We start from the raw sequence: 17,705 nt of genomic DNA on the forward strand, positions 1-17,705 counted from the left end.
TTGCCCTGGTGTAGCATAACCACACGGTCGGCGGTGCGTCGAATGGTGCTGTCTTGGTGGGTCACGATTAAATAGGTGCTGCAGCCGCGATTGCCATGAATATTGCGGATTAAGTCTTCAATGACCGTGGAGGCAATGGGGTCTAACCCGGCGGTCGGTTCATCGTACAGCAGGACAGTGGGCTTATCCTGAGCCTCATAGGGATTAGCAATGACGGCCCTAGCAAAGCTCACGCGCTTACGCATCCCGCCTGACAGCTCGGCTGGGTAGCGATCGCAAATGTTGGGTAACCCTACCATTTCAAGGGCCTGATTAGTCAACTGCTTAATTTCACGCTCTGGTAAGCCAGAATTCTGATAGAGGGAAAAGCCGACATTTTCCTGCACCGTTAATGAATCAAATAGGGCAGCCTGTTGAAAGACCATGCCAATATTGACCGGATCGTCGGCATCTTCGATCAGGCCATGGCGTTGTTGGCCAGCAATAAAAATATCCCCCTGATCAGCTGCCAGCAGCCCCGCAATGATGCGCAAAATAGTGGACTTACCAGTCCCCGACGGCCCAATTAGAGCCACGGCCTCCCCTGGGGTAACGGTCAAATCCACATTATCAAGCACTGGATTATTGCCAAATTGCTTGGAGATACCCTTGAGTTCAACAATCGGGACACTGCTATCGCAGGGAGCATCACCAGGGGATTGGGGAACAATCGCGTTGGATTTAGAGACAGACATGGCGGCGGTAATTGCAAAATTGCGGTCAGCCGGGGACAGCTTATGACAAGATAACCCATGGCTATGAAAAGGGCGTGAGAGAAAAGCCTATGCTCTTGTGGATCGGTTCACTCAGAAAATTTTTAAAGCGCAACATCCGATTTGTTTGGCACGAAACAAGGGATTTGAACCCGGTTCACAACCGCTGGGTACGCTGGCTCCTCCCAGGTCTATTGGTCAAACGCTGGCTGTTTTTGAGTACGGTGGGTGTGCTCATGGTGGGTCTGGGGTCGATGATTTGGCTCAGACTCACCCCGGTCTTTTTTACGGTCCGATTTGTATCCACGGTGCTGAGCACCATCACTCAGTTAATCCCCCGCTATATTAGCGGTCCCCTGGCGATTTTGGCCGGGCTGTCTTTGATTATTTGGGGGCAAAGCCGCACCCTGGACTCGATTACAGAGGTGCTCCTGCCGGGCCGCCCAGAAAATACGCTGTGGGATGCGATCGCATCCCATCGCAAACTCAACCGAGGACCGCGCATTGTCGTGGTCGGTGGCGGCACCGGGCTATCCACCATGTTGCGGGGGCTAAAGCGCTATAGCGCCAATATCACTGCCATTGTCACCGTTGCGGATGATGGCGGGTCGTCCGGACGACTACGACGCGAAATGGGCGGCCTGCCACCGGGGGATATTCGCAATTGCCTAGCAGCCCTAGCCGACCAGGAAAAACTGGTCACCGAGCTATTTCAGTATCGATTTAGCAGTGGTAGTGGCCTCAGCGGCCACAGCTTTGGCAACTTGTTTTTGGCCGCCATGAATGAAGTGACCGGCGACTGGGAAAAAGCCATCGCCGCCAGCTCTCAGGTTTTGGCCGTGCGAGGTAAAGTGCTGCCCTCCACCCTCAGCGATGTCAAACTGTGGGCCGAACTCAGCGATGGCCGTCGGATTGAAGGGGAGTCAAATATCACCAAAGCTCGCGGTCGCATTATTAGTATTGGCTGTACCCCAGCCGCCCCCCCAGCCTTACCCAAAGCGCTGGATGCCATCAAAGAAGCTGACTACATTATTATTGGCCCAGGCAGCCTGTATACCAGCATTGTGCCCAACTTGCTGGTGCCTGAAATTGCCGATGCGATCGCAGCCACACAAGTCCCCCGCATCTATGTGTGCAACATCATGACTGAGCCGGGTGAGACCGATGACTACAGTGTCTCTGAGCACATTCATGCCATTGATCGAGCCTGTGGCCGCCGTTTGTTTGATGCGGTGCTCATACAAAAACGCTCCCCCTCGGCGGCGGCCCTAGACCGCTATCGCCATGAAGGTGCAGAGCGAGTGGTGCTTGACCGGGATGCGGTGATTGCATCAGGCCGCCGCATTGTCATCGCCAATGTCATGAATGAGACTGAGAAGGGCACCATTCGCCATGATTCACCACGATTGGCCAAGGTGCTGATGCGTTGGCATGCCAGGGTGTATTGATTACCCAGCAAAAAATCGTCGAGACACCCAGCTAGCAATGCCGCTAAGAATGGCACCTGCCATCAGAATGCCAATGGAGGGCATAAACAGCGGATCCCAAAGGCTATACCACAGATCAAATCCCAGATTAATGTGGGCAGCCCTACCTGCTAGCGCTGTCACAAACCAGACAAAGCTAAACAGCACAAAGAAAAGATTGATGGTTAATCCTGTGTTTAACCAGTTAATTAAACGGTCTTTCATAAAGACGACACTACAAAGACGACACTATTTGGTGGGGTTTGAGCTGGGTTGAAGTGGCATGATTATCCCCAACTCTGGGGTATTTGAGCAATGGCTCCAGCCGGTCTGAGTACCGATTTAGATCAAGTTGCGTAAAGTTATCTTAAGTAAGCAGCAAATAACTGAATAAGCCAATCGTATCAAGACAGGTATCTTAGGAATCAAGGGACTCCAATAACAGCTACGAAAACAGGATTGATATCCCATAAAGCCTATTTTTTAGATCTATTTAGTATCTTTTACTACCAACAAAAATACATAAAAAATATGGCTGCTCCCCAAAGGACAGCCATACTGTAGAAGTTGAGTTTTACCGATTGTCAATCTTGAAGAGGTGTGGGGTTAAACCCCTACACTGCATCGATATCTAGTCCTTGAGATGCTTGCAAATTATCAGGATCCACATAGTGGCAAACAGACTCATCAATACAAATTAAAGCCCAGCCAGACTTCTCGATACCCATTAATTCATAGGGACCGTCCTGCACAAAAAATCCCTTGTGATTTCTAGTTTCAGGTTTGACTTCTACAGCATGCTTATCCATTTTAAGGCTCCTTACAACGGGGTGGGTTCCAATAAAAAAGAAAAACTTATCGGAATCTTTTCTTAAGCTTATCAGTTCCTTTTTATTCCGAGCATTAAGTTATCTGACCGAATAAAAAAGCCAAAAAAAGGCGGGGATCATTGCCCCGCAACCCTTACAAAAAGCTAAATTAAGCCTGTTAACAGCCAACAAATTGAAATGAGTAACGGCCCTGTTTTCTGACGCTCCTTAACAAAAATCAATCAATTCTTGTTAAGGAGTCGGCCCGTGTTTCTACATGATGCCTTGATAAGAAATGCTTGTCTGGCAGGGGTTTTAGTCGTCAAAAATCCATTTTTCTACTCGTTTTAGGCTATTCCATTCAGGTTTGCGAGTTAATCCTTCTTTAAAGTTTTGACGAATCTCTGCTTGAATTTCTTCCACTGACATCACCAACTGGGTGGCGAGTTCCACATGCTCGCGCACGCCTTTACGATTGCTGTCAAGGATGGCAATGGCGATATTGATATGGGCTTGGGGGTCTTGAGGGGTGAGCTTAATCGCTTTCTGGGCAGCTTTGTAGGCAGCATTCGGCTTATCTGCCAGTAGATAGAGCCATGACAGACAGGTATGGATGGCACTATTTTTAGGTGCCTGCTCACATAGGCCTTTAAATGTGGGAATTAGGGTATCGACGCTCTCGCCAGCCTGATAACGGTTGAGACCGTCTTCAAACAGTTCGTCAATGGTTTGGCTCATGGGGAAAGTGATTATCAAAAAACCTCCCCATTTTAGGACGCCTTAGGCGCTAAAGGATTTACCACAGCCACAGGTTTGATCGGCATTGGGATTTGTAAACTGAAATCCTCCTCCAATCAGGGCATCGCTATAGTCGAGCATGAGGCCATAGAGATAGAGCATGCTCTTTTTATCGCAAATGACCTTAAATCCTTCATAGTCGAACACTTCATCATGTTCACCGATGTTGTCGATGGTTTCAAAATCCATCAGGTAAGACATGCCAGAGCAGCCGCCCTGGCGCACGCCTACTCGTAGGCATAGGTCGTCTCCTTGTTTCTTTTTGAGGGCAAGGACATGGGTAAGGGCCGCTTCAGTCATCATGATTCCCTGTTGCGGTTGAGTGGCTTGGGTCATGGGTCGTAGGGTGATTAGCGTATGATTAATGCTTTAGTTTAGTGTAGCTTAGGCCCTGGTGGAGCGCGTTTCTAGCTTCAATAGTTGTCATTGAGTGAGTCCAATTTCCCCATGCCTCCATTGAGTCCGTTTACCCGCCGTCGTATTCAAAAGCTGTCCCAAACGAATAGTGTTTGGGAGGGAGGACGCTGCTCAATGCCGACATCGCAGGACGATGAGCGTGACTATATTTTGTGGATTGATAGCAATCAGGGGTATGTCCGCAGTGTAGACATGGTAACCGTCGACAGTGGCTATGAGGCGGTAGCTCGGAGTTTACTCAAGGCGATAGAACATCCCCAAGGTCCGGCGGAGCCCAGCCGTCCCCATCGGATAGTGGTCAATGATCGAGAGCTGCAGTTCTTTTTGCGGGGCGTGCTTCAAGAGTTAGAGATTGATGTTGCCTATCGGGCAAAGTTGCCCTGGGTGGATGAGATTTTTGATTATCTGCTCTCCAACAGCGGGCCGTCATCATCTTTGCCTACGGTCTATCATGAGCAGCTTTGTCAAATGGCACTGGCGCTTTGGCATCAGGCTCCTTGGTATCGACTGAGTGAGCAAGAACTGCTGGCGGTTGAGCTCAATCTTTGGGATACAGACACCCTTTATGTGTCTATTTTGGGCATGGCAGATGTGGACTATGGTTTATTGCTTTATCGCAGTTTGGACTCGTTGCTAGAGTTTCGTGAACGGGTTTTGAGTTGCGATCGCACGGAAGAGCCCATGTCCCCTCAAGCGCTGCAGCAGGTATTTCTTACCCAAGACTGCTTTTTTCTGAACTATACCGTTGAACGTCCAGGGCAACCTGAGCCCGATGACTACGAGTTTGGTAGCATCCACCCCCTGGAAGGCATGCGCCATGATTTAGATGAGGCTGAAGCTGTCACCTTAATTGTTGTTCTAGACGCGCTCCAGCGATTTTTTCACAAAGCATCCGAACCGCTTAACGTTTTAGAACCTCTAAAAAAACAACTGCAGATTCCCAACCCAATACCAGAAGCTAGCCCTGAGCAATGCTCCGTAACGGTGATGTCTTTACCTGACGTCTCCACTGACCTCATGGCCGAGACCGAAGATATGCTCGTCGGGGAGGAAATACTAGCCGATCCTGTACTACACGATGATTTAGTCCCTGATGGGGCTCTAATTTTGCTGACTAAGCTATCCCTTGAGCAATTAACCCAGCTGCGCAGTAGCCAAACCCATCCTAAAATCTATCGCCAGCTCCTATCCAAAGGTCAAGCACGCTCAAGCGACGCTGCCTGGCCTGTTGTCATTATTCAAACATCGCGCCCCAAAGCAAAGGCACTGGTTACGCGCATTCAGTCCCTGGGAGGGGTTAAAGCCATGTGCTTTAACCCTGGGCACGACCCCTTCAACCAGCTCACATTTCAGCTCGGCATTTGGCAAACAGGAAATGGTACCTTTCATCTATTCCATGAGTATGACATTAGCGATCATTACCATCACCAAGCCCTGAGCAAATGGAACCAGCAACAAGTCAAAAGCCAAGGCTGGTGTGCCATTATGATCGCGGCAGGGGTCACTGGACAGAATCGAGGTAATCCTCAACCAAAAGACATGATGGCTTTTTTAGAAGTCAGATTTTGTGACCCCACGGTGCTCAACCTAGCCCCTTTAGTCTTGAACTATCTCTAAATCAGTAACGGCTTACCCCTGCTATTGTTGAGTACTGGCTCAGTGCTACATTCGCGATCTTGTCTTTAAGACATGCAATCCCTCATAAGTTTCTCAAAGTTATGACATAAAACTAACAGTATGAGACACCTGTTGAGACCGGGTTCACAGGTCAGGGAGAACGAATATGCTATTTGTCAAAGATATTATGACAAAGCCCGTCGTTGTTATTCGCAGTTCAGCGACAGTAGAAAATGCTATTTGGCTGATGCGCACCAAACGGGTCCGCTCATTAATGGTGGAAGAAGGCGATGAACAAGGCCCCTATGGCATTCTAACGGAAAGAGATATTGTCTATAAGGTTCTTGCCAAAGGTAGTCCGCCCCATTTTGTTCGAGTGGGTAGCATCATGCGACGTCCCTGTATCCGCATGCCGATGAATGCCACACTGCAGGAAGCCGCACAAATTTTTTCAGCGACTGGTGTGCACCGGGCACCGGTTATTGAAAATGAGCAGCTACTAGGCATCGTCTCGCTGACTGATATTTTAATGAAGGGACATCCAGGGGTCTTATCTCGTGATGAACTATCGCAACGCGTTCAGACAGCCCTACAGCACGCTCGCATCATAGATGATGAAAACGCTCAGATTCAACAGGAATGTGATATTGCCTGGCAGGTTCTAGAAGAAATGCAGCCGGAGGCTGTGGCCGCCCAGACACCTGTTTTGACCTCGCCATCGACCTTAGAGTAAGCCAGTATATCCCGGCTAAAACCCATTGAAAACATCCTCAAAACACCCTCAAAACATCACAAACCAGGCCAATACAGCAAGACGACCTCCTCTCGGAGATCGACGTCCGTTTTAGAGGCCCGTCGTGTTCGAAAAAGGTCGATGGCGATGAGTTGATAACCAAGATTTTGAGCAATCTGAGCCAGCAAAGAACCCGTTGGAATATGCACCTGAAGATAGGAAGCTTGCTCCCCAACCACGTAAGCTAGCTGGGCTCCGGGACGCAGGACAGAGCGTAAATTAGCCAGGTGGCGAGCCATGCCGCCAAAATAGAGCCGAGTCGCTTGGCCATATAGACGAGAGAAACCGCTGGTCTTACCCAGTTCTTCCCGTCGTTGATCAATGGTGCGGGCCAGTTCCAAAATCTGTGGATAGGGTTGAATCCATTGGTCATCTCTGTCATCTCGATAAACACTACGGCTATTAGAACGGACCAGATCGTGTTTGACCGCTTGTAGCTTTGCCTTATTGTCTAAAAATCCCAATAGCACTGACTCTAACCGAGTCGCGCGAGTATAGTCCTTTTCATTGGGGTAAGGTGGGGACGTAATGACCACATCAACTGAACCAGGGGATAAGCAGCGATCAGGCTGACGAGCATCGCCTAAATAGACAACCGCTGGCTGGGTAGGTAGCGCCCTTTCTCGGAGTACAAGCAAGTCTTGAACCATGGTCTTGATTTGGTTTAACCATAGATCAACCACCGGGGCATCTGCCTTGTGTTTGCGAGCAACACTAACTTCGGGGGCAAATCGCAGATTGCTAGCTAAAACAGCGGCATTAGCCAATGCTAAACGATTGTATTTCCAATAAATTGATGGAGAGCATCGATGCCCTCGGTCAATATGCCCCAACAAGGTCAAGACCTTTTGTAGCGGACGTGGGCTAATGGCATCTTTAAATAGCAGAGCAGCCGCATCGGGAGCCAGGCTAGGGGGCAAATGTGGCAATAGCTCAAGTTCGACAGACACAGCCTCAGCAATAATTTCAGCTATTTGTTCTAGATGCTGAGGTGCGGGTGACCAGTCGATTTTGACAGAGCAAGCGAAGTGAGCCATTGGGTTGGCTTCAATACCGACAGCAGGCAAGCCCAGCTTTTGGGCTTCGACGACTGTAGTGCCAGTGCCAGCAAACGGATCTAAAACAACAGTTTTCTCGGTCGCATGAAACCGTTGTAAATAATGCCTGACTAAATGAGGTGGAAAAGATAGGACAAAGCGATACCAGTTGTGAACAGCCCGGTCTTTATGGCTTAGCTGATTGCGAGCTTTGCTATCAAGCGCGAGGGCTAGAAGATCTAAATCAGACAACGTAAAGGGGCGCCATGGGCAGGTGTGGACAGAACAGCAGACAGTGGTACCAAGTGCAAAGACTTCAAAGTCAGCTCAAATGAGTTCCAAAAATACACAAAAAGTCTGATACCTTGAGCAGCCAGGGGCAGTATAGCGGATGGTGCTTTCCAGTACAAATGAATTACTAAGGCAGCAAGGTAATTTATTAGCCGGGAGCAGCAGCAGCTATTGGTGAGATTCAACAGCTATCTGATGATTAGTGACTGTGTCAAGCTCAGTGAGACAGCTTCGAAAAAATAAACATGAGCTAGTGCTCCGCTTCTCGAATTTAGGGCGTCGTCATATTGCCGGAAGCGTCACCCATCTGGCCCGATTGGGCGCGTTGAGTTTGATGGCTGTGGTGTGGTTAGGTTATCGGCAGGCGCCACTGCTGTGGGTGATTTTGATGGCTGTAGGCATCCTATTGATATTGATAGAGCCGTTTGTCCCAGCGCTTTATCCTGAAGTCGCTACCTGTATCTTTAATAAGGCGTTTAATCGGCTAACCATTGTCCATGAAATTCCCCGTGGCCGACAACGTCAGCGACGGGTCAATAATTACCGCCTGAGTCATATTGAACAGATACATGTTTATCGCCAACGAGTCGGGTGGTGGCGCTGGGGATATGTGATGGTCATCCAAGTGTCGTCTCCAGCCCACACGCTGATCCATATCAATGGTTTATCGAATCAGGTGCTGATTCAAATGGGTATCCGTCCGATTAAGTTATTGTCTAAAACAGTGCGCTATCATCTGGGTCGACGCACCGCTGTGGACTGGTCATTCGTCACGGTTCCTCACGGTATAAAAACCGTGGGTCGACGCATTGTTGCTCGTAATTCGATGGAGCGGTTAGATCCAGCTGATCTGCGACGGTTGGCCCACTTGATTGAGCAGTTTATTTGGTCGCCGTAACTGTACGCACTATACCTAGCCCCAATGTTGTTTTATGGCCAATGCCACAGTAGCGGCTAAAGTGTGTCAATGCATTGATCCGCTTAACGATCAGTGGGTCTGTTGTGTCTGCAATGTGAAATGTGAGATGGCCCAGGCAGCCAACGGTTGTTTTGTTATTGCTAAGGGGAAGCTTAACGGTACGCAGGGTAAACGCTTTGGCCACAATCGGCGTAATAATGTCAGGGGCAAACACCAGACCGCTATAGCGATTCCAACATTTTCGTAATCCGTGAAATATGGCATCACGTGTGGGTAATGGAGACTCGTGTTCACCTTGGTAAAATACAGCAGGGGTGATCAATTGCAGGGTTAAACGGCGATCGGTATCGGAGGCCTGCTCGTAGATTTGTTGATAGGTATGATGATTCGTCCAGTCAGGTATATTAGCTGGCAAAAAATTAGTGACATGTAGTCGTGCTGGTCCTAGATACCAGGGTTTGCGAGCTGCGACTCTCTCTAAACGTGGTTTCAGATGACTAAAAAGAGGATCGTCTAACAGGGCAATGCGCCACCAGCAGTGGGACCCGGCTGGAATTGAGGCATTGCCGTACTGAAAGGGGACAGTTTCCAGCTGCTGGCGTGGCAGTAAAAATTTAAGGTTGCGAGCCGATACCGTCTGAGGCTGAGCCGATATTTGTAACGGGCTGAGGGTAAACGCGGGATGTCTGTGGGTTTGTAATGCTTGACTGAGGTTGACATCAACGGCACTGATGAGGGCCAGGAATAATCGGCGTAAATGGTGTCCCCTAAGGTATTGCGGTGGGATGGTTGATTCGGAAACTAGATTAATAACTAGACTTTCTGGCATACCGTTGGGTGCATTGGCCGTGGTAAATATCCCTTTCTTCTTAGAATTAGCAGCTGTGTCCGGGCGAAGGGATTCACCATTTTTTCATACGCTTAGCCCAGGCCTGGCTATGCCAGACCTGGAGATAGCAGACCATGTATGAAAATTTAGGAAAAGATTAGCTTATTTGAGAAGACGAGTAATGCGGATGTCATATTCAGTTGCTTTGGGATATTCCTTCTCTGCTTGAAATAATGCAGTGTCATGGGCATCCGTGCGACCGCTGGCGTTGATTTCATAACGTGTGGCCATAATGCGACTGGTGGCATTATTTTTGCCAGCGCATTCTTTAATGTCAACGAACACTTCAAACGTGTGCATGATGGGCTCTCCTTATCTGCCGGGTAGCAGTATCGGCAGATAGTTAAGTATGTTGTGTAAAGCTGCGATCTCGACTCAGCTAGCAGAACATAATTGATGAATCTTGGTAGTTCGATACAACTTTTTTTAGAAACATGAAGTGATGTACGAGTTAAAACGTGGAAAATTGCAACCACTTAAATAATGTAGTGATGAATTCAAGTGGGTCAATCCCCCGAGGCTAAAAGCTGTGCGGTATGATGTCACCCGAATAGGCTGCTCGCCCCGAGGTGAGCAGTTGGGTACATATATCATCGGAGACTAGTCGTGACTATTTACATTGGCAATCTGTCATTCCAAGCAACCGAAGACGATATTAGGGATGTGTTTGTCGAATATGGCGAAGTTGCCCGGATTACCTTGCCAGTTGACCGTGAAACCGGCAAACGTCGTGGCTTTGCTTTTATCAACATGGTTAAGGATGAAGAGGAAGATCTAGCGATTGCTGAGTTGGACGGAGCTGAATGGCTAGGACGTGAGCTACGCGTCAACAAGGCCAAACCTAAAGGCGACGATTATCGTCGCCCCAGCCGCAGTAGCAACTTTTCCCGTAATCCGCTTTGAGCTACGTTAGCTGGCTAGATCAAATTAATCACCATTCCTTCATAGGCCAGCGATAGTTGAGGCTCAATATTTTTGAGTTGGTTGGCCAATGCATTTAGTACGGCATCCGTTTGACGTGGGCCGTAGTGAACCATGACCAGATGTTTTACCTGGGCTGATTGAGCTAGTTGAATGGCGGCCTGCCACGGCTGAGGAGAAGGGCGAAGGTTAATCTGATCGCACATATCTACATAGGTGCCATCGTAGATCAGTAAATCGGCCTGATAGGCAAGAAATAGTAAGTTTTCGTCTACGTGTTCATGGTCAGTATCGGTGGCATACACAACCGATTTGCCCTGGTAGTTCAGTCGATACCCCAGGGCATTAGTTTGACCGTTTAAACCAATCGGTTCAATTTTAATATTGCCAATTTGAATCGCGTTGCCGGGGGCAATAGTATGAAATGTGAGCGTTGCCTGCATCGCTTGGAGCGGCAGTGCAAACCCTGGTTTCAGCATCTGTGTGGTCAAACACTGCTTGATGGAAGCACCATTAGCAGCAATCCCCCCATAGATATGAAAATGATTACCGGATTCAAAGGCTGGCAGAAAGAATGGAAACCCTTGGATCCGATCCCATTGGCTATGGGTAAAAAATAAATGGCCCTCTAGGGGCTCAGGATTTTGACATAAGGCTTCACCCAAAACCCTGAGACCGGTGCCACCGTCAAAAATAAAGCGCTGGTGATCAGCCAGAATCTCGACACAGGCAGTATTGCCTCCATAGAATGCAGTAGAAGCACCGGGCGTTGGTACGCTACCACGTACGCCCCAAAATTTAACCGAGGGGTATGACTGATTCTGCAATGTGCTTTCTTTGCCCGACATATAGGCAGATACACTCACAGTGTGTAGTCCCAAATTGCACGTATGCTCATAAAGTTTGGTCGTCCCCCAAGCGACTAAGCCTTGTACGCTCCAGTCTAATCGCTTCAGTGAAGCAATTTTTGGATTGGATCCGGCACAAGATTAACAGTGAGTATTATAGGGACACATTTTATACGGTGATGTGCCCCTATAATGCTTGCTCCACTATTCGGAGAGTATTAACCGCAGCCCGGATTACTTAGCAGCAGCAATGCACTGTTCTACTAGAGGCTGAACCTGATCTAAGCCTTTCCAACCTAGAATTTCGGTCACTTTTTTTTCTAGATTTTTATAGGTTTTAAAGAATTCTGCAATTTCATCTAATCGATGAGAGGCAATATCATCTAGGGTTTTAACATCGGTATAGCGAGGGTCCTCATTAGGAACACATAAAATTTTCTCGTCACGGTCTCCACCATCGATCATTTCAAGCATACCGATGGGTCTAGCGGAAATGACACAGCCAGGAAATGTAGGCTCATCCATCAAAACCATGCCATCTAGAGGATCACCATCATCAGCCAGGGTATTAGGCACGAAGCCATAATCATAGGGATACTGAACCGATGAAAAGAGAACGCGATCTAGGGCAAAGGCATTGATATCCTTGTCAAACTCATATTTATTCTTGCTGCCACCTGGAATTTCGATCAATACGTTGATCAACCCAGGTTTGGGCTGAGCAGGAATACGAGATAAATCCACGATACTTCTCCAACTACTTATACTGAGTCGGAATAAACCTTTTATTGGCTTATCCCGATAGCATTTTAGGAGAAAAGGGAGTCAGCACCTATGGTGTAGCGATATCTTATTTGTTTGTTTGTATTGCCGAATAGGGTAAGCCGTTCAAGTTGTCTATAGTCGTTGAGGAGAAGTAGGCAACTGTAAACAAGGGTAGGGTAAATGTCGCTACGGCAATAAATATACCTAGTATCTCAACGAAGGGACTATGGTAAGGCTCAGAACTAGACTCTAACTGACTGGCAGATTCCATGCTGGGAAGATATAAAAAAATAATTATCTACGCCGATTTCGGGGCGCGGTGGCTTGAAAAATTGATTTTTAAAGAAATAACCCTACGGTGGTCTGCTCATGGGGACGTAGTTTTTGAGATGTGATGGACATCCACTAGGGTAAACATCAACGAATCTTCAATAAATTACTGTCAGCAAATGCTAAAACTTAGTATTTGCCTAATAATGATCGCTTGATTTAAGGTTAACACTGCTTTGTGGATCTAGACTCAGCCAAGTAATAAAGTATCAAAACACTGACATGGCTTACGAAGTTGACTCTATGAGGTCACGAATAATTTTGAGCTCAGCGAGTACCTGGCGTAGTAGCTGATGTGTCAGGGTTTCTGGAGGCTGGTTGATTTCGATGATAACTTGCTTGATTTTTAAGACATCCTGGGCAAAGCGGGCCACCTCATTGGGGTGAAACATGAGTGGCTCCTCTTTATGTTGCCTAGATTCTGGATTGAGGCGAGTGTGATCAAAAGGGGGATTGAGGATCAGCGTATCGGTATTGGCATAACGATATACCGATGCACGGGAACGATGGAGTACCTTTTGGACGGCCTCGACGGTCATTAAGTTTTGTAGATCAGTCTCAGCAGACACCTGAGGCTCAAGTGTACCGATGGTATTAGCGAGGCTGTCTACTGCGTTGGATATATTGGACATAGAGCAACTAATCCCTGTGTTATGGCTAGACACACTGTACGCATATTGAGCCTCATGTCAATACGTTAGTGTCTATTATTAAGACGGGGTTTATGAATCTGAGCACGTTGACAGAGGTGATCAATTAATAGCTGACAGAGAAGCATTGTCTCATTCCAAGTTTATCCGATCTTTTCATGAGTCCTTTTAAGAGATTTTGAAGTCTTGATTTGGGATCGAACTCTCCCATGGTTTGATGCGCTGTGTCACCATTGGATGCGATCTCAGGTATTTATACTATTCTTAAATCTGAGTAGACGAACTCAATCTTTTATAGGACACGAAAAACGGTCTTAAGTGATTATTTCCAGCTGATTAGCAGCAGACTGCCAAGAAGTTTGTGGCATGAAAGTCTCTCACCATTTAAATCGCGACAGTCTAGTGAGGAGCTGCCGTTATGGATGCTTTAAAATCAAAGTTTTTTTTGAAGTCTAAATTCCCATGGTTCATTATCGTGGGAGGCATTTTATTTACCCTGAGTTTGCAAACGTACAATCAAGGGGGTGTTTTTTTTAGTGGCGATGGTGGGCTAAAAGCCTTGCTCGCCCAGCAGTTTGCTGAGGGAGATTGGCACTTTGATTTGCGTCTACCGGCTCCAGACTGGGTGCTTGAACTCTGGCAACAGGGTCTATACCCATTCACGCCTCCCTATGTTTACCAACAATTTCATCACTATTTCATCACGTTCCCTTTTCCCTTTCCAGCACTAACAGCTCTGTTTTATAGTGTTTTAGGCTATAGGGGACTCTATGTTGTTCCTTTGTTAGCCTTGTGGCTAATCTGGATCAGATTTTTTCAAGTTGGACAATATCTACAGTGGAGAGCAGATGTGCTGGCAATGATGCTTAGCATCCTCATTTTTGCGTCTCCCTTAACCTTGTACGGTGCTATGTACTGGGAACATACCCTATCCGTTTGTCTAGCTTTTTGGGGTATTACTATAATCTTGTGGCCAAAGGGTAATTCAATCACTCATATTCAAGCATTGTTATCTGGCGGACTTATTGGCCTTGCGGTTTGGTTTCGCTCTGAATTTATATGTTTAGCTGCAATTGTAGGAGGGCTTGCATTATGGCAATGTATTAGTCTCAAAATCAGGTTATTTCGACTGCCAACACTTGACAACAAAAGCCACTTATTTATGAGTGGGTTGGCGTTTAGCATGTTGACCTTTTTTGGTCTCAATCAAATCATCTATGGTCATTTTTTAGGTATTCATGCTCTTCAGGTGGTTGAAGAATCTTCTGTCAGCCAGCAACTATCCCAGGCTGTTGCTAACTATCGACAATTGCTAATTGCCTTGATCCAGTACTTTCCGTTTACCCTGTGGGCATTGGTTATTGCTGTTATGGTCCGATTTAGTAGACGTCGAAACCTCCGCCAGCCCACTATGGCGCCGACTATGACAACGTGGCTAACTATTCTGCTATTTGCCCTGGCTGTCCCATTGATTATTCCTCCCGGAGCGGGAGGAAAACAGTGGGGAGCACGTTTTTACTTAATTCTTATTCCCCTCATGGCCCTCATTGGAGGCATCTATCTCAATCAAATGTTGAGTCAGCGGCGGCGTTGGCAACACTACCTAGTACTCAGCGGTCTGACCCTTGTGTTTTTGGCTGGGGCCTATCTAAATGTCTATAACGGGGCTGTTGTGAGCTATCGCGATCGCGACACCAACTCTACGTCTCTGCGTCATAACTACCAACCAATCGCGACAGCTATCGCTGCTATTAGCGAGCATTCTAGCCCATACATTGCCATGTCCCATCAGTTTGTAGCTCAGCAACTTTGGGCCGCAATGCCTGATAAGACTTTCTTCTTAACGGAGTCAACATCAGACGTTCGACAACTGGCAGAGGGACTTTATCAACAGGGCAAAGCTCAATTTTTATATATTTGCTACCCGCATCGTCCCTGCCTTACCCCTGAAGAGTCTTCTGAGAATTTAGTGGTTATTTCGAAAAATACACCGTTACAGCTCAATTTTTCTTCCATAGGAACAGTTGGGAAGTATCCTTTATACGATGTCATGATCACAGACCAGCTGGGAAGCGGCTAAACGATGCGGAAAATCAGTGAATATACTGAGGTGACCAAGAACTTTATATCAAGAAAACTTGTATGTTTTTTTTGTGAAGAGCCTTCTTTTTTAGGGCTCTTCCTTCAAGGGTTCATGCAATATGGCATTTAATGTAGTCCTAGCGGTAGCTGCGGTATCAGGCCTTATATTTTTATCTATAGATGTCTGTAATTTCTAGCTTTTAACCCAAGATCAATCTGCTCGCTCAGAGTCAAGTCTATATCTTGCTTCGTTATCTTTTCTTATTAATGGCTTTGGCCAGCTTTTTTAGGGGCGATCCTTCTAAATTTCGGTTGTTATCTTTATTTATTTGGAGCTCTGCTACATTCTATGTCTCAGCTCTCTGTACCACCCAAATTTTCCACGCTCATTGACCTATTACGCTACCGGGCTGAGCATCAACCTGAGAGGCTTGCCTATCAGTTTCTAAGGGACGGTAAAACCGAAGCCAATCGTTACACCTATCAACAACTTGACCAACAGGCACGGGCCATTGCCGCTTGTCTCCAGCAGGTCAATGCTAGAGGGGAGCGGGCGCTATTACTTTATCCTCAAGGTGTTGAGGTTGTAGCTGCTTTTTGCGGGTGTCTATATGCTGGGGTCATTGCGATTCCTGTTCCTCCCCCAGATGCTGGGCGGATGAAGCGAGCATTGCCACGTCTATTAGAGATTGTGAAGGATGCCAATGCCAGTTTGGTGTTAAGTAACCAGCGGATTATCGAACTCCTCAAGGGTAACGAGGAAATCATATCGACTCAGTTTAAGCAGATGACCTGGCTCAATACTGAGCAGTTAGATTTAGATCAAGCGGAGCAATGGCAGAATCCCCAGGTGCATCAGTCTGCGTTGGCCTACCTGCAGTACACCTCGGGTTCAACCTCGGTACCGAAGGGGGTGATGCTGAGCCATGATAATTTAATCCACCATTCAGCTTATTTGCAGCGGGCCTGTGGATATACTCCCGAGGGGGCTACTGTTACCTGGATGCCCTATTTCCATGACTATGGTTTAGTCGAAGGGTTAATTCAGCCACTCTATACAGGGGTGCCCTGTTATGTGATGTCACCCCTGGCATTTGTTAAGCGACCTCAACGGTGGCTGGAGGCTATTTCCAAATACCGAGCGACCCATAGCCAGGCTCCTAACTTTGCCTATGACCAATGTGTCCGTCGAGTGAAGCCTGCCAAACGAGAGGGGCTAGATCTGAGCTGTTGGCAGGCGGCGGGCAACGCTGCCGAGCCGATTAATCCTCGGGTGATGCGTGAGTTTGAAGAGGCCTATGCTGACCATGGGTTTAAATGGACAGCATTTGCGCCAGCTTATGGTCTGGCGGAGGCCACTCTCCTAGTTTCCAGCAAGCAGGAGGGAACCGAGCCAGTGATTCTGTCATTGGATGCTACAGCGCTGGAAAAGGGACGTATTGCTCCTGCCACAGCTGACAATCTCCAGCGCGATATTGTCAGCTGTGGTCAGCTGGTGTGTGAAACTGAGGTGGTCATTGTCAATCCCGATACCCTAACTCGCTGTGATGCCGATGCGGTCGGGGAGATCTGGGTGGCTGATGCCGGGGTGGCTGGTGGCTATTGGCAACGTCCTGAGGCTACTGCAGAAACATTTAGAGCCAGGCTCAAGGGTGAGCCTCAGGCTGGTCCTTATCTTCGTACAGGAGATTTGGGCTTTTTGCAGAACGGTGAACTTTATATCACCGGGCGCATTAAAGATTTAATTATTATTCGCGGTACTAACCACTATCCCCAAGATATTGAATGGACGGTACAGCAATTGAATCCAGCTCTTCGTCCTGACTATGGAGCGGCTTTTTCGATTATTGATGAGGGAGAGGAGAAGCTAGTTGTGGTGCAAGAAGTGGAGCGCCAGCATCAGTTAACCCTGGCTGTAGATGAGGTGTTAGCCGATATACGTCAGGCGATTTCTGAGGCCCATGAGCTACAGGTAAGTGCGATCGCACTCGTCAAGTCTGGTAACGTGCTCAAAACATCCAGTGGCAAAATCCAACGGCGTGCCTGTCGAGACAGTTTTTTTTCTGGGACGTTAGATCTGATCGCCGACTGGAGTGAGAATCCTCGACTTACCGCCAAGATGCGAAATTTTAATCATGATGTCGAATCCTTGGAACAGTATGTACAGCTGACGTCATCTTGATATTTGTGGTTTGCGTCACAGCGTCCGGTTACTCTGTTTCACTACGATAGGTATTATTATTGGCTAAATTAATTAATTACCTAAATTAAGTGTTTAATTCTAGGGATAGTTCTATGGAATCTCTTAAACAGTACTGGGT

Annotated in this window: 18 protein-coding genes; 7 read left to right on the forward strand and 11 right to left on the reverse strand. The window is 47.5% G+C overall.

Annotated elements, in window-relative coordinates:
* A partial coding sequence (locus tag IQ260_RS12535) for an ABC transporter ATP-binding protein (protein ID WP_193993451.1) occupies window positions 1-734 on the reverse strand: 734 nt, incomplete at its 3' end.
* An 89-nt stretch (window positions 735-823) separates the two neighbouring features.
* Between IQ260_RS12535 and IQ260_RS12540 the strand changes: the two genes are divergently transcribed.
* Window positions 824-2,200 carry a gluconeogenesis factor YvcK family protein gene (locus tag IQ260_RS12540; RefSeq protein WP_193993452.1) on the forward strand — a complete coding sequence of 459 codons (1,377 nt, stop codon included), beginning with the start codon at window positions 824-826 and terminating at the stop codon, window positions 2,198-2,200.
* Here the strand turns inward: IQ260_RS12540 and IQ260_RS12545 are convergent, their stop codons facing one another.
* From IQ260_RS12545 to IQ260_RS12560, 4 genes are all read right to left on the reverse strand, one after another.
* Window positions 2,201-2,443 (reverse strand): hypothetical protein, encoded by a 243-nt coding sequence (locus IQ260_RS12545; protein WP_193993453.1) that lies wholly within the window; start codon window positions 2,441-2,443, stop codon window positions 2,201-2,203.
* Between the two features lie 389 nt (window positions 2,444-2,832).
* Window positions 2,833-3,027: a hypothetical protein gene (locus tag IQ260_RS12550; protein WP_193993454.1), complete on the reverse strand. Its 195-nt coding sequence runs from the start codon at window positions 3,025-3,027 to the stop codon at window positions 2,833-2,835.
* A 315-nt stretch (window positions 3,028-3,342) separates the two neighbouring features.
* Window positions 3,343-3,765 carry a tetratricopeptide repeat protein gene (locus tag IQ260_RS12555; protein ID WP_193993455.1) on the reverse strand — a complete coding sequence of 141 codons (423 nt, stop codon included), beginning with the start codon at window positions 3,763-3,765 and terminating at the stop codon, window positions 3,343-3,345.
* Between the two features lie 42 nt (window positions 3,766-3,807).
* On the reverse strand, window positions 3,808-4,161 hold the full coding sequence (locus IQ260_RS12560) for a HesB/IscA family protein (RefSeq protein WP_193993456.1): 354 nt from the start codon (window positions 4,159-4,161) through the stop codon (window positions 3,808-3,810).
* Between the two features lie 111 nt (window positions 4,162-4,272).
* Here IQ260_RS12560 and IQ260_RS12565 point away from each other — a divergent pair, with 111 nt between their 5' ends.
* Window positions 4,273-5,859, forward strand: a complete 1,587-nt coding sequence (locus IQ260_RS12565) for a DUF6930 domain-containing protein (protein ID WP_193993457.1) — start codon at window positions 4,273-4,275, stop codon at window positions 5,857-5,859.
* A 166-nt stretch (window positions 5,860-6,025) separates the two neighbouring features.
* The gene (locus tag IQ260_RS12570; RefSeq protein ID WP_193993458.1) at window positions 6,026-6,592 is read left to right on the forward strand and encodes a CBS domain-containing protein; all 567 of its coding nucleotides are present in this window, start codon (window positions 6,026-6,028) and stop codon (window positions 6,590-6,592) included.
* A gap of 56 nt (window positions 6,593-6,648) precedes the next feature.
* Here IQ260_RS12570 and IQ260_RS12575 read toward each other — a convergent pair whose 3' ends face one another.
* Window positions 6,649-7,941, reverse strand: a complete 1,293-nt coding sequence (locus tag IQ260_RS12575) for a DNA methyltransferase (protein ID WP_193993459.1) — start codon at window positions 7,939-7,941, stop codon at window positions 6,649-6,651.
* Window positions 7,942-8,233: 292 nt separating this feature from the next.
* Between IQ260_RS12575 and IQ260_RS12580 the strand changes: the two genes are divergently transcribed.
* Window positions 8,234-8,878, forward strand: a complete 645-nt coding sequence (locus IQ260_RS12580; protein WP_193993460.1) for a hypothetical protein — start codon at window positions 8,234-8,236, stop codon at window positions 8,876-8,878.
* Here the strand turns inward: IQ260_RS12580 and cas6 are convergent.
* Both cas6 and IQ260_RS12590 read right to left on the reverse strand, forming a co-directional pair.
* Complete coding sequence (cas6, locus tag IQ260_RS12585; protein ID WP_193993461.1) at window positions 8,862-9,728, reverse strand: CRISPR-associated endoribonuclease Cas6; 867 nt, start codon at window positions 9,726-9,728, stop codon at window positions 8,862-8,864. The genes IQ260_RS12580 and cas6 overlap by 17 nt on opposite strands.
* Window positions 9,729-9,890: 162 nt before the next feature.
* Complete coding sequence (locus IQ260_RS12590; RefSeq protein ID WP_228015943.1) at window positions 9,891-10,088, reverse strand: hypothetical protein; 198 nt, start codon at window positions 10,086-10,088, stop codon at window positions 9,891-9,893.
* A 306-nt stretch (window positions 10,089-10,394) separates the two neighbouring features.
* Here IQ260_RS12590 and IQ260_RS12595 point away from each other — a divergent pair, with 306 nt between their 5' ends.
* Entirely contained in the window at window positions 10,395-10,691 is a 297-nt protein-coding gene (locus tag IQ260_RS12595) for an RNA recognition motif domain-containing protein (protein WP_193993462.1), read from the forward strand.
* 14 nt (window positions 10,692-10,705) lie between these two features.
* Here the strand turns inward: IQ260_RS12595 and IQ260_RS12600 are convergent, their stop codons facing one another.
* From IQ260_RS12600 to IQ260_RS12610, 3 genes are all read right to left on the reverse strand, one after another.
* A complete protein-coding gene (locus IQ260_RS12600) occupies window positions 10,706-11,575 on the reverse strand; it encodes an MBL fold metallo-hydrolase (RefSeq protein WP_193993463.1) in 870 nt (289 codons plus the stop codon).
* Window positions 11,576-11,791: 216 nt separating this feature from the next.
* Complete coding sequence (locus IQ260_RS12605) at window positions 11,792-12,301, reverse strand: inorganic diphosphatase (RefSeq protein ID WP_193993464.1); 510 nt, start codon at window positions 12,299-12,301, stop codon at window positions 11,792-11,794.
* A 578-nt stretch (window positions 12,302-12,879) separates the two neighbouring features.
* Complete coding sequence (locus IQ260_RS12610; protein WP_193993465.1) at window positions 12,880-13,284, reverse strand: resolvase; 405 nt, start codon at window positions 13,282-13,284, stop codon at window positions 12,880-12,882.
* Window positions 13,285-13,720: 436 nt separating this feature from the next.
* Here IQ260_RS12610 and IQ260_RS31880 point away from each other — a divergent pair, with 436 nt between their 5' ends.
* Together IQ260_RS31880 and IQ260_RS12620 are read left to right on the forward strand one after the other, a co-directional pair.
* A complete protein-coding gene (locus tag IQ260_RS31880) occupies window positions 13,721-15,382 on the forward strand; it encodes an LA_3751/LA_3752 family putative glycosyltransferase (protein WP_407657737.1) in 1,662 nt (553 codons plus the stop codon).
* 351 nt (window positions 15,383-15,733) lie between these two features.
* Window positions 15,734-17,566: a fatty acyl-AMP ligase gene (locus IQ260_RS12620; RefSeq protein WP_193993467.1), complete on the forward strand. Its 1,833-nt coding sequence runs from the start codon at window positions 15,734-15,736 to the stop codon at window positions 17,564-17,566.
* Window positions 17,567-17,705 lie beyond the last annotated feature (139 nt).

The organism is Leptolyngbya cf. ectocarpi LEGE 11479 (assembly GCF_015207065.1).
GTDB lineage: Bacteria > Cyanobacteriota > Cyanobacteriia > Phormidesmidales > Phormidesmidaceae > Leptothoe > Leptothoe ectocarpi.

Excerpts from the sequence above, each read along its gene's own strand:
- IQ260_RS12540 (WP_193993452.1), top strand. The coding sequence starts at position 824 with ATGCTCTTGTGGATCGGTTCACTCAGAAAATTTTTAAAGCGCAACATC.
- IQ260_RS12545 (WP_193993453.1), bottom strand. The coding sequence starts at position 2,443 with ATGAAAGACCGTTTAATTAACTGGTTAAACACAGGATTAACCATCAAT.
- IQ260_RS12550 (WP_193993454.1), bottom strand. The coding sequence starts at position 3,027 with ATGGATAAGCATGCTGTAGAAGTCAAACCTGAAACTAGAAATCACAAG.
- IQ260_RS12555 (WP_193993455.1), bottom strand. The coding sequence starts at position 3,765 with ATGAGCCAAACCATTGACGAACTGTTTGAAGACGGTCTCAACCGTTAT.
- IQ260_RS12560 (WP_193993456.1), bottom strand. The coding sequence starts at position 4,161 with ATGACCCAAGCCACTCAACCGCAACAGGGAATCATGATGACTGAAGCG.
- IQ260_RS12565 (WP_193993457.1), top strand. The coding sequence starts at position 4,273 with ATGCCTCCATTGAGTCCGTTTACCCGCCGTCGTATTCAAAAGCTGTCC.
- IQ260_RS12570 (WP_193993458.1), top strand. The coding sequence starts at position 6,026 with ATGCTATTTGTCAAAGATATTATGACAAAGCCCGTCGTTGTTATTCGC.
- cas6 (WP_193993461.1), bottom strand. The coding sequence starts at position 9,728 with ATGCCAGAAAGTCTAGTTATTAATCTAGTTTCCGAATCAACCATCCCA.
- IQ260_RS12590 (WP_228015943.1), bottom strand. The coding sequence starts at position 10,088 with ATGCACACGTTTGAAGTGTTCGTTGACATTAAAGAATGCGCTGGCAAA.
- IQ260_RS12610 (WP_193993465.1), bottom strand. The coding sequence starts at position 13,284 with ATGTCCAATATATCCAACGCAGTAGACAGCCTCGCTAATACCATCGGT.
- IQ260_RS31880 (WP_407657737.1), top strand. The coding sequence starts at position 13,721 with ATGGATGCTTTAAAATCAAAGTTTTTTTTGAAGTCTAAATTCCCATGG.
- IQ260_RS12620 (WP_193993467.1), top strand. The coding sequence starts at position 15,734 with ATGTCTCAGCTCTCTGTACCACCCAAATTTTCCACGCTCATTGACCTA.